Below are 12,516 nucleotides of genomic sequence, written 5' to 3' on the forward strand. Positions count from 1 at the left end.
ATTGATTGTGATAAAATTAACATGAAATGTTCAAAAAAAAGAAACAAAGCGAACACAAAATAAACACAATAAAAGACTAATATTCACTTATAAAATTTGATAAGGAGATGGTTTTCATGCAAAAGGATTTTGGTACTAAAGGACCAAATGATATGGTAGAAAGTGGAGAAAGTGGATTTTTCTATCAAGGGAATAATAATATGCATGCAGTTAACCAGACAAATCCGGAAAGTTTTAACGTATCCGGATTTCAAAATGGTTTTGATCAGAGGGTGAACCATTTGTCGAATCAGCCGGAAGAGCCGGCAGATTTGAGGCAAAGATTTATATCAACACAGCCGGAAGGGCCGGCGAATACAAGACAAAGTCTTATGTCTACACAGCCGGAAGGGCCGGCGAATACAAGACAAAGTTTTATGTCTACACAGCCGGAAGGGCCGGCGAATACAAGACAAAGTTTTATGTCTACACAGCCGGAAGGGCCGGCAGGTAGAAGACAAGGAGTTGTGTCTAATCAGCCGTTAGAAGCGGCAGATTTCAAACAAAGAGTTATGTTACAGCAACCCGGAAGGCCGGTTAAAAAAAGAAAGGAGAATAGTTCTGATACCGGTAAGAGGCATGGGGGTGTCAAACTGGTTGCGGCAGCACTCATTTTCGGCGTAGTAGCCGGCAGCTCATTTTATGGCGTTAACAGATTACTTGATAGAGGAAGTAATAAGGCAGTACAGCCTGAGGTTAACACGATTTCAGCCATAGAGAAATCAGATAATGTCGGAGTACAGACTATGTCAGACACGTCGAAAACTTCGCAAACACTAAATTACGATGTTGCAAAAATTGCAGCAGAGGTCCAGCCATCTATAGTTTCTATCACGACTACTTCGACAACGACCTATCAGTACTACTTTAGGTCGATCGAACAGGAAGTTCCGGGAGCAGGATCGGGCATAATCATTGGAAAGAATGATAAGCAGCTTTTTATAGCAACCAATTATCATGTTATTAAAGATGCTACTTCTATCAATATAGGTTTTAATGACGGAGAAGTCGTTAAAGCCAGCGTAAAGGGGTATGATGAAAGTGCCGATATTGCAGTAGTAACAGTCAATTTTGACGATATGAAAGAGTCGACAGCAAAGGCAATCAAGGTTGCTGCAGTGGGCAGTTCTGATGATCTTGTTGTCGGAGAGCCCGTGATAGCTATAGGAAATGCACTTGGTTACGGTCAGTCAGTGACAGTAGGTTACATCAGTGCTCTTGAGAGAAAAGTTGATGGATTCGACGGCTCTCTCATCCAGACAGATGCAGCGATTAATCCCGGAAACAGTGGTGGTGCACTTGTTAATTCAAAGGGTCAGGTAATTGGAATTAATTCTGCCAAATATGTTGACAATACGGTAGAAGGAATGGGATTTTCCATACCTAGTTCAAGAGCCATGGATATTATCACTAATATCATAAATGGCGTTAACGGAAAGGTATACCTTGGTATATCTGGCGGAGATATCAATAAAGAATATTCACAGATTTATGGAATTCCGACCGGAATCTACATATCAGATGTAGAAAATGGCTCTCCTGCAAAAGAGGCGGGACTCCAGGAAGGTGATATTATAGTTGAATTTAATGGTAATGAAGTTTATACTGTAGAGGATTTGCAAAAATTAATTGCAGCTCAAAAAGAAGGCGATAGTGTTAAGATAGTCGTTTATCGCCAGAATGATATGGGACAATATAACGAAATGGAGATAAATGCAGTATTAGGATATACTGTGACCGGTCATTAAATATGTACAAACTTATTACAAAAGATGGAAAAGCGAAAAGAGGTGTTTTTTCAACTCCACATGGAGATATACAGACTCCGGTTTTTATGAATGTAGGGACAGCCGCGGCAATTAAAGGTGCCGTGGCTACCTCTGATTTAGAGGATATTGATACACAGGTTATGCTTTGCAATACGTATCATCTTCACGTAAGACCTGGAGATGAGATTGTTAAGCAGCTTGGTGGTCTTCATGAATTTACCAATTGGAAGAGACCTATCCTTACGGACTCAGGCGGATTTCAGGTTTATTCTCTTGCTAAGCTCAGAAATATCAAAGAAGAAGGAGTTACATTTAACTCCCATGTTGATGGAAGAAAGATATTTATGGGGCCTGAAGAGAGTATGACAATTCAGTCCAATCTTGCATCAACCATCGCTATGGCATTTGATGAATGTCCACCTGCAAAGGCAGAGAGATCTTATATTGAGAAATCAGTTGCCAGAACTTACAGATGGCTCATAAGATGCCGCGATAAGATGAATGAACTGAATAGTATGGAAGGAACCATCAATAAGGAACAAATGTTATTTGGAATCAATCAGGGCGGTGTCCTTGATGATATACGTATAGATCATGCTAAAATGATCACAGAACTCGATCTTCCGGGTTATGCCATCGGAGGACTTGCAGTTGGCGAGAGTCATGAGGAAATGTATCATGTTCTTGATGTAACTGTTCCGTATCTTCCTGAAGATAAGCCTACTTATCTTATGGGGGTCGGTACTCCGGCAAATATCTTAGAGGCTGTTGAAAGAGGAGTTGACTTCTTCGATTGTGTTTATCCTACAAGAAACGGAAGACATGGTCAGTTATATACTAATCAGGGTAAGATCAATATTAAAAATAAAAAGTACGAATTGGACACAAGACCGATCGCAGAAGATTGTGATTGTCCGGTATGTAAAAAGTATACAAGAGCATATATCAGACATCTTCTCAAGGCTGATGAAATGCTCGGTATGAGATTTTGTGTCTTGCATAATTTGCACTTTTATAACAAACTCATGAAAGAGATAAGAATTGCTATCGAAGAACATCGCTTTAAAGCCTTTAAATCAGCGAAGTTGAGGGGTTTTGAAGAAGGAGATAGATAACCATTAACTTATCGTAACTTATCGTAAGTTTTTAAAAAAATGGCGTCAAAATGGCGTCAAAATGGCGTAAAATTTCAGGTTGTTTTGTCAAGAATAGAGAACATTAAAAAGTTAATATTTTGTATTCTTGGCAAAACTAAAAAAAGCAGACTTTTAATTAAGCCTGCTTATATTTTTATATAATATAACTTCCAGATCCCGTGATGGAATGTCTAGAAGTTGAAGAGTCATCTATCCTATAGCGAATAGTTCCGTTAATATAATAAATTGCAATAAATCCTGAACTGTATAATTCAACATATCCTTTATAATATGTATCAGATACATTGTTTCTTACAGTTACTGGAAATCTTACAGTTTCATTTGGACGAAGATCTGTCGGTAAATTTTCAGGAGCATATGCCAACATACTGTCAAAATATATAAAAACAACATTTCCATACCTTTTACCATATCTTCCAGAAGCACTATTATATTCTTTGGTAATTATTTTTTCTTGAGCATTAACATCCTCAGCTAAGATTGTTCCGTGTTTTATAGAAGAGTTGTAATAATATCTCGTACCATCTTTATGTACACCTAACAATGAATTGCCAGTAGTAGAAACTCCACCTACAGTTTTATTATCCGCTTTCAAATAAATATCTATATCACCATTATCAAAAGCCTCTACATTTAATTTTGCAAATTCCAAATTATTACTATCGTGAGTTTTTCCACACGAAGTAAACACAGTTTCATTCACTCCATTATTAGTTGTGTTAAGAGTTATGGCGGAATTTTGTCTTAAAATATCTCCAGTAAAAGTTCCGCCAGAATTTGAAACAAACCCCGTAAATGTATGAGTTCGATTTCCGACAGATATAATATGTCCTTCGCTGTCATAATTTAAATATGGAACACTAATTGTAGGACTACTAGTAGAAGAGGAAGTTCCCGCCGTTCCTGAAAAAATATTATTCGAATGCCCTATTGTGTAATTAAGATTATACTCAGATTGAGTTTGAGAATTTTGAATTTCTAAACCTGCGCCAACATTATATGTTGTATCGGTAAACAATGCATTTGAAGGAACATCTTTTTCTACATTAAATCCATTTACTTTTTTCGCATCTAATTGAATAACCATACCTTCTATTGTAACTTGAGAGATAGTACCCATCACAATACACCTCCCTTATATTATTTCCCATGTTCCGGAAACATGAATAGAATAAGATGCGGAGGTTGTTGTTTTATCAGAAGTTCCATTTAAATAATGAACGGTAATTGCACCATTGGAATTATTCAGTGCTAACCATCCATAATAATAATTTGAACCATTAAAAACAACACAAGGAATTCTCGTTAATTCTTCGGGTCTCCACCCCGATGGAAGAGTGCCGCGATTGTTTGCCGTAATACCTATTCCTTGTATAGATACAACTTTTCCATATCTCTTAAGCGAAAAACCATTGTTTCCAGTAGAACTTGTTTCTGTAGTAATTTCTTTTTGCAAGTTTAAATCTTCTCGAAACTTCGATGGATCCGACACGGAGAATGTTCGAGTACCATCTTTTTTCACTCCAATACTTAATCTGTTTGAGACAAATGAGCCATCTGTCTTCATATTGCGAGCCTCAATAAAAGCCGTTACACTACCGTCGTCACTTGCTCTACCACAAAATCTACCATAATATTCGTCATTACTATCTGTACAATCATAGCAACCATCTTCGTTACCTGAAACCACGCCATTATTAGACGTAGTTCCTATAGTTACGTTTGAATTTTTGCGATTTATGTTTCCTGTAACAACTCCGCCAGTTTTCTGAATAAAGCCCGTAACAGTATGTATCCTATTTCCACCCCCAGTTATATGCCCTTGTGCGTCAAAATTAACATACGGAACATGTAGATTGACCAATCCACTCGTGTCTGTCGAACTTCCAATAGTTCCGGGAGTTATACTATTGGAATGTGAAAAAGTATTATTTGTTAAGCTTAAACCTGTTCCAGCGGTATATGTTGTATCACTAAAAACAGCATCTGCAGGCACGTTTTTATTAACAGTAAACCCATTTATTGTCGAAACATTTATTTCTATAGGAGTTCCATCTATGATTATATTGTTTGCATATGCCATATTAAACCTCCTATCCATCAGTAATATTTGAATTTACCACGCTAACATCTTTTACTACTTGAATATTTTCGGTTGTGATATTTGGGACATTTTTAGCCGTATAAGATAAAGAAGGTAAAACACCGTTATTAATAATTATAGAATGAGTCGTCTCATTATAGGTAACAGTTGTAACACTCCCCGCATTCCAAGCAGTAATATCATCTACAGTAATATCTGATCCTTTTTGTGCAGTTGAAATTGTAACTGGAGTGACGCTATAAGTAGTGTCAGTAAATACGGCATCCGCAGGTACATCGGTTAATACAGTATGACCGGAAATAGTTTGTGCATTTGACCCAACTGAAAAAATCTCATCGCCCATACGAATTTGATTATTTGATTCGTATGTGTATGTAATCGCCATATCTCCGCTATCTACCCATATGACATTGTTGCCATATAGAGTAGTGATTTCTGTCGGGGTTAGCGATACTTCGGTTGGTGTGGCGAGTTCGTAAACCACTTGTATATCATCAGTTTGTAACAATGTCTTTAATGCTTGATTTCTCCCCGCTGTTGTTGACAAATCACCACTTAATCTATCTGCATTTATTGAGAAATAAAAACGATTATTAGTCAATGAACCGCTTATTTCTTCCGTGTCTGTATTTGAACGTACAACTGTACTTGATACCTCTAATTTGCTACACAACAAGTTAAAGTTTAACGCTTTATCATCTACTAAACAGTTATATCTAATAAAGCCATTAGCATTAACAGCATCCGAAGAGAAGCTACTTATTGATGATAAATCAATACTTACCATGTCAACCGTCAGCTCTCCTATCGTTACGTTCAGCCGTCCTCCGTATACAGTTAAAGGACTTCCACTATCTTCAAACTCTATGCTGTAAGTATTGCTAACTGTCGGACTTACTGTCGCATCTGCAACTGTAATATTTGCCTCTGTCCATCCACTAATAGGTCTTATGTTACTTGGAGATGGCGTACCACTACCACTCTGCACAGGGTTTATATCAACTGTACAAGCCTTTAGTGGTTCATTTAGCTTGCCATCGTCTATTAATATAACTGAGCCTTCTGCATGTTTATAACCACCTTCATCTAAAGGAATATTGGTAATGTAATAAGCCGTATTGGATTTTTTATCTTCCTCTGAAAGATTTGAATAATCACTCCATGATATTCGTTGAACATTCCGCCCTTCAATATCGTATATTTCATTATTATTTGGAAGTTTTATTTGACTAATCTTATTATTAGACAAAACGATCCCTCCTTTCTTTTATTTTAAAAAGAGTCGCCATAAAGACGACTCTAAAAAATATAATTATAATATTTAAGAAACTGTAACTGTCTTATTTTCTGTTGTTGCAGTCGTAACATTACCAGTAGCAGTAATATTTGCAGATCCAGAAATAGACGAAGAAGCATTTGAACCGGCAGGTGTGTATGTTGGTGTTCCACTTGCAGCAGGACTTATGGTTACCGCACTTTTTGTGAGTGATATAGAACCGGTTGTAGTGCCTGATACAGATATATTCCCCGCACTGCCGGTAAACTTAAGTTCCTTTCCAGTTCCCGTAAATGTTTGAGCAGCTGCCGTACCACTAATAGTACCACTGCTTGCAGTACCGGTAAAATCATAAGCAGCATCACCAATTTTAACACTTGTATCACTTCCTTTTGTTGGAAGTGTTCCAGCGTTCCAACCAATCGTAAGAACTTCATCTTCAACCGTTGTTGAAAGATTTGGCAAAGTACCTACCGCCGTAATGCTATTTACTGTAGTAGTTGCACCAGCTGTTTTTACCGCAATAGTTCCAGACGGTGTGACGCTACAAGAACCCGACACGCTTGATGAAGCATTGGTACCGCTAGGCGTGTAATTAGCAGTTCCAGTGCCAACAGATATTGAGCCACTTGGAGTAAAACTTCCCGTTGAAGTCATAGATGCTCCGGTAAATGAACCGCCTGTTGCAACTTCAGAATCTGTTTCAAGCCTTACTCCGGTTCCGGTAAATGTTTGCGCAGAAGCAGTTCCACTCACAGTTCCGGTTGTAGAAGTTCCTGTAAATGTATATGTCTTAGGAACAGCGACGGTACCGCTCGCCGTATCTTTCCACGCAAGATCTCCTAAATCTTCAATTTTTGCATAGTCACTCAGATCTGGAGGTGTAATAGTTCCCATCTTTTCCCACACATATCTTGGACTTACACTTGCACCTTTATCTATTGTTATATATTCTTCATAATTATCACCTGTACCAACTGTTCCCGCAGGTTTAAGATATATTATATACATTGTGTCTTCCGAAGCGGTTGGAAGAGTAGTAACTATTTCGTATGTAAACTGATTAAGTGCCGCAATCATTTCACGCGCTGTTGCGTCTTTAATGTCATATACGCTACCACTTGGCAATTTCATTGAACTAATTTCAGGCATATTTTTTCTCCTTTCAATTTAATTAGTTGTGAAAACTAATTTTTCCGTATTTTCAGAATCTATAAAACATCTGACCTTAGCATTCCAAAATTCGCGTTCGTTTTGAGTAATATGAATAATAAGGTTATTTATATGGTCTTGCATATCTTGGTCGCAAAAAGGCGCATCGATTAGATACGCCTTCCCATCACCAAGTTTTATTCCGGGAATATCATTCCCTTTTTCATCATGTTTATAATCCGTGTAAATATACACGGCTCCTTTTTCAGCAACCAAAGACGGGGTAGAATTCCATTCTTCAGTTGTTTTTTGATATACGTAAGTAATTCCAAAATCTCTAAGTGATTTATCACCTTTTAATTCCACACCTTCTATACTAGGTTTGTTAACAAGAGAGTTATAATCCTTACTGATACGATTATTAACATCATTACCTAAATCACCCTTGATTCTTTGATATGCTGAAATCTTTCCACCAATCCCACGATTAGAATTTATTTTTCCATGTATTTTATTCTCATTCATGTAATTCCTCCATTATAACAAATGGGGCATTTTTAATTACTGTATAGTGGTCATTATTGACAGCAGTAATAACCTCAATTTCGTATTTGTAATCTCCAAATGCTAAATTACGAGTATCTGATTCAACAATCTCTAAATTAAGAGTTTCCGTACTTATACCCTTACGTATCAATACATCTTCCGCAGCTGCCGATTTCTTAACAGTAAACCAAACTTGATCGCCCTCGACCGGTGCGTATGGATATCCATTATTATCTGTTAACTCAACTTGAATATTTAAACTGTCACCACGAGTAATCTTAATTGTATTGTCATCTTTATACCACGGACAATTCTTTTCCCAAGGAACATTGTCTATAAACAAAGTAGTTGGGAGAGTCGTAAACTCCTCAACATAACTGTCCGTTGTGGTTGTTGATGTTTCTTCTCCGGTTTCCGAATCTATCTCGGTCACAGTTGTACTAACAGTAATATTTGTTGTGATGTCCAACCACAATTCGACCATTCCCCCATTTCGGAAAAATAGAGATTTTTTTGGGAGAACAAATTTGATTTTGTCTTTATATTTTTCGGCAGAACTCACAAGCGTCTCAGTTTTTAAAATGCCGTCAGATTTCACCACGTAGCGTAGGAGAGTCGAAAATTCATAAGACGTATCAATTGTCACATTGTCCGGCAAATCCTCTTCTTGAGGCTCTGGTGAGTTCATAAGAAATACTATTTCATCTGTCGTTGTTTCTTTTATAAGAGTTGACTTTACGGAAGTAGTAAGAGACTTATCTTTATTAATTAATATAGTGTACATTACCATTCCCTCCGTTTAGATTATTATTCTTTTTCTTCAGGAAGATCTGGCTTTATCCACTTCTCCTGCTTAACAATAACTCCATTATCGTCGATCATTGTACAAACAACAGTTTTTACTGGTTCAGAAACCAAAGAACTTGCCATTGTGCTATATAAAGCACTTGCAGCAAGTTCGTTTGTGTCATATGCGAGCATTGATCTCGCCACTGTTTTGTCATACATTTCTTGAATTGTAATTACGTTCATATTTTTTCCTCCTTATAATTTGACACCTATAATACTTACATAGGTTGTACTATTTTCGTAGTTTCTTCCATAACAATTAAGGGTTATATTGTAATCATTAATTACATTTATAAACATAGCCACGTAATTGACAGGCATTATCTCTTGTGCGACATAATCTCCAGATGTTAAGCCATATAACGGAATTGTTGATTTCAGATAGTAAACTCCATTGTAGTTGTTAAAATTAATCAATATCAAGTCATAGTCACTTATTGGATGCGCAAGTTGGATTGTCGGGTTATAACTCATGGTAGGTGTTTCATTGCCTGTCCAAAGTGTGTCCATATGACCACCGCCACCTTGAACAGTTCCATTAATCCATTTATCATTTGTGGCATCATATACAAGAGCTTGTCCATCTGTTGGTGTTGTGATATCTACATCAGTTAAATCTTCGAGAGCAGAAGCACCGCCACCATTTGGTGCATATAATTCAGTTACCACGCCATCTATAGTTATACTTGCAATATTTGTTCCTGATGAAGTTTTTTGTGTAACAGAAACAGTTGAACCGCCACCATTTGGCGCATATAAACTTCCCGCTACACCATCTATTTCATAATCGGCAACTTTCGTTCCCGAACTAAGTGTTGGAGTAATGATAACTGTGCTTCCGCCACTTCCCGGAGGAGTAGCCCAATTACCATCCGCTCGTAAATATTTCGCCTGATCGCCCGCTGCCGGAGCTGGAACTTCGCCTTGAGTACCGGCAGTAGTGGCGGTTGCTCCGGTAAATACTTGTCCGGATCCGCCACTTGAATAACAGACGTCATTAAGCATTAGCTTTCCCATTTATTTCCTCCTAACTGGCGTCCGTTATAAAATACAACGTGCCATTATGTTTTTCCGCATATGTTAAAGCGTCATACTGTGTTTGTGTTAATTCCATATATGGAATACTATCAGCATCCGTAATGAAATATAATTGTCCGTTTTGTTTTTCCGCCTGAGAAAGAGCATCGTATTCCGCCTGAGTTATTGCAACATATTCATTTAAAGAACTCCACGTTCCATCACCTTTTAAAAATTTATTTTCATCAAGGGTTGTTGGAGCAGGAACAAAACCATGGGTTCCCGCACTTTGAGATGTTGCCCCGACAAAATCCGTCAAATTATCATCAACATATTTTTTTGTGGCAACATCCATGTTGTTAGTTGGTGCAACTCCAACTGTTACTTTTCCCGCATACCATCCATTACCATCCCAGTCTAATGTATATGCGTTTGAATCAACATCACTTGTTCCATTTCCGACAATCTCCACATACTTACCACGATCATGCACAGGATCTGCCGAACCCGTTCCAACCGGTGTATAAGTATCCTCAATATTATGTTCGCCAAAAACGTGTTGACTTCTACGAGAGGCAATTGTTGCAAGACCTTCCACATGACTATGTTCGCCATTCGCTTGAGTATTGGCTCCTTCGGCATGTGAATAAAAACCTCTTGCGTATGTACTACTTCCTTCGGCATGACTCCTAATACCTATAGCATGAGTATAACCACCTTCGGCATGACTACTAGCACCAGTTGCTTCAGTATGATCCCCTTCGGCATGACTCTCATAGTTTGTAGCTTGAGTATAAAAACCTTCGGCATGACTATAAGCACCACTTGCTTCAGTATTACGCCCTTCACTGTGAGATGATTCTTCACTACTAACAGTATAATATCCTTCAGCATGGGCGTAATAACCACTACACGTATTATGATAACCTTCGACATGGCCGCCCACACTCGTAACTGTCGTATAATATCCTTCAGCATGAGAATAATCGCCCGCTGATTTTGTACAATTTCCTTCACTGTGAGATGCGGTGCCGAACGCTCCATAATTAGAACTATCTTGCATTCCTTGTCCTTCAGCATGGCTGTTCGAACCAGCTGCTAAAGTATAAAATCCCTCGGCATGCGCATGTTGGGAAACGCTTCTTGTACCCGTTCCCTCGGCATGAGTACCTAATCCAGATGCAAGAGTCTCAATTCCCTCAGCATGAGCGCCTGTATTTACAGCTGTTGTATGATTTCCTTCGGCGTGACTCTGATCTCCCGTAGCTACCGTCTGCAAACCTTCAGCATGACTCTGAAGTCCAACGGACATAGACGACTTGCCTTCGGCATGACTTTGTTCTCCCGCCGAAGTCGTTTGCCAACCTTCAGCATGACTCTGATTTCCCGATGCAGTTACTCCATTACCTTCGGCATGGCTGTGGATTCCTATTGCTTTATTTTTTATTGAAATGTGACTTGCGTATCTTAAATCTCTGACAGTTGCATTCCATCCCGGAGCATCTATAACAAGATAATAATTATAAGTAGGATCATAATTTCCCGGCAAGGGAATATTTACATAATATGTTTTGTTTGGCTCTCGAATTTCAACCATACCCTGCTCAAAATTTTGAAACTCACCGGTAGGAGTTGAGACTCTTTCTGGTGGATGCTTGCTTAAACCAACTCGCATATTGTAAAAAGAACCAGCTTCAGAACTTTCTCTATTTCGAGTCCCCGTATCTATACGAACAGTAATATATTCAAGACCTTCTTTTGCATGTATTGGATGATTGTAGTAATATATACATCCAATGTCGTCGCTAGTTCCATCCCAACTTATTATTGTTTGGCGATTACTAACTTTCTTAACACTAGTTCTGGCAGTATCTTCTCTGTAAGAAATAAAACTACTCATGCTTAATTCGTCGTATGGCGTGTGAGGTTCACAACCATCAGTATAAGCATTAAATATTTCACCGTGAGTATCTGATGTTTCGGTAGAATCTATTTTACCAACAATACTTTCAGACTCGATAGTACCATCAGTACCTATGTATATAGCATCTGTTTTAAATCCACCCGGAACAACTTCAAATCCGCCTAAATACAAATGCGTTCCATCAAATGTTAATCCATCTCCGCCAAAATTAAACTTTCCCGTATTCAACTGAACCTCACACGACTAAAGTCGCGTGGTTCTCGGGACTAGTAAACTAATGTCTACTTCATTACCGAGCTAACCCCGCAGTTCCTGCGGTTCTTATATTATCATTTAAGCTATTTGTTTTAATCCTTTATTAAGTATATTTATTGCAGCATTAATATCCCTATCTAATATAGATTTACAATTAGGACATATCCATTGTCTAACCCCTAAATCCTTAGTGATAGGAAATTTATTACCACAACAACTGCAAATTTGACTACTTGCGAAATATCTACCTACTTTAATAATAATTCTTCCATACCAATCTGCTTTGTATTGAAGTTGGCGAGTAAATTCGCACCATGAAACATCTCCGATATTTCTTCGCATATCCTTTCTATTATCTTGTATCATTTCGGATATATTAAGGTCTTCAATACAAATAATATCGTTTTCTTTAATAAGTTCAGTAGATA

General features: G+C 38.0%; 12 protein-coding genes. 2 read left to right on the plus strand and 10 right to left on the minus strand.

Features of this window, described 5'->3' with window-relative positions; all coding sequences use genetic code 11:
• The first annotated feature begins 116 nt into the window (after positions 1-116).
• Both B5D25_RS10035 and tgt read left to right on the plus strand, forming a co-directional pair.
• The gene (locus B5D25_RS10035; protein WP_159444148.1) at positions 117-1,787 is read left to right on the plus strand and encodes a S1C family serine protease; all 1,671 of its coding nucleotides are present in this window, start codon (positions 117-119) and stop codon (positions 1,785-1,787) included.
• Between the two features lie 2 nt (positions 1,788-1,789).
• Complete coding sequence (tgt, locus tag B5D25_RS10040) at positions 1,790-2,923, plus strand: tRNA guanosine(34) transglycosylase Tgt (RefSeq protein ID WP_078787833.1); 1,134 nt, start codon at positions 1,790-1,792, stop codon at positions 2,921-2,923.
• A 175-nt stretch (positions 2,924-3,098) separates the two neighbouring features.
• On the opposite strand, the gene B5D25_RS10045 is transcribed toward tgt, so the two are convergent.
• The 10 genes from B5D25_RS10045 to B5D25_RS10090 all read right to left on the minus strand — a co-directional run.
• Positions 3,099-4,085: a hypothetical protein gene (locus B5D25_RS10045; protein WP_078787834.1), complete on the minus strand. Its 987-nt coding sequence runs from the start codon at positions 4,083-4,085 to the stop codon at positions 3,099-3,101.
• Positions 4,086-4,100: 15 nt separating this feature from the next.
• On the minus strand, positions 4,101-5,048 hold the full coding sequence (locus tag B5D25_RS10050; RefSeq protein ID WP_078787835.1) for a hypothetical protein: 948 nt from the start codon (positions 5,046-5,048) through the stop codon (positions 4,101-4,103).
• Between the two features lie 10 nt (positions 5,049-5,058).
• Positions 5,059-6,318, minus strand: coding sequence for a hypothetical protein (locus B5D25_RS10055; protein WP_078787836.1), 1,260 nt, complete (start codon positions 6,316-6,318; stop codon positions 5,059-5,061).
• A 72-nt stretch (positions 6,319-6,390) separates the two neighbouring features.
• Positions 6,391-7,497 (minus strand): hypothetical protein, encoded by a 1,107-nt coding sequence (locus B5D25_RS10060; RefSeq protein WP_078787837.1) that lies wholly within the window; start codon positions 7,495-7,497, stop codon positions 6,391-6,393.
• Positions 7,498-7,515: 18 nt separating this feature from the next.
• Entirely contained in the window at positions 7,516-8,022 is a 507-nt protein-coding gene (locus tag B5D25_RS10065; protein ID WP_078787838.1) for a hypothetical protein, read from the minus strand.
• The gene (locus B5D25_RS10070; protein WP_078787839.1) at positions 8,015-8,827 is read right to left on the minus strand and encodes a hypothetical protein; all 813 of its coding nucleotides are present in this window, start codon (positions 8,825-8,827) and stop codon (positions 8,015-8,017) included. The genes B5D25_RS10065 and B5D25_RS10070 overlap by 8 nt, the downstream gene beginning before the upstream one ends.
• Positions 8,828-8,850: 23 nt before the next feature.
• Entirely contained in the window at positions 8,851-9,075 is a 225-nt protein-coding gene (locus B5D25_RS10075) for a hypothetical protein (protein ID WP_078787840.1), read from the minus strand.
• A gap of 12 nt (positions 9,076-9,087) precedes the next feature.
• Positions 9,088-9,909 carry a hypothetical protein gene (locus tag B5D25_RS10080; RefSeq protein WP_078787841.1) on the minus strand — a complete coding sequence of 274 codons (822 nt, stop codon included), beginning with the start codon at positions 9,907-9,909 and terminating at the stop codon, positions 9,088-9,090.
• 10 nt (positions 9,910-9,919) lie between these two features.
• Positions 9,920-12,061, minus strand: a complete 2,142-nt coding sequence (locus B5D25_RS10085; protein WP_078787842.1) for a hypothetical protein — start codon at positions 12,059-12,061, stop codon at positions 9,920-9,922.
• Positions 12,062-12,166: 105 nt separating this feature from the next.
• A partial coding sequence (locus B5D25_RS10090) for an RNA-guided endonuclease TnpB family protein (protein ID WP_143405143.1) occupies positions 12,167-12,516 on the minus strand: 350 nt, incomplete at its 5' end.

It is taken from the genome of Eubacterium ruminantium, from assembly GCF_900167085.1.
Taxonomy (GTDB): domain Bacteria; phylum Bacillota; class Clostridia; order Lachnospirales; family Lachnospiraceae; genus Eubacterium_Q; species Eubacterium_Q ruminantium.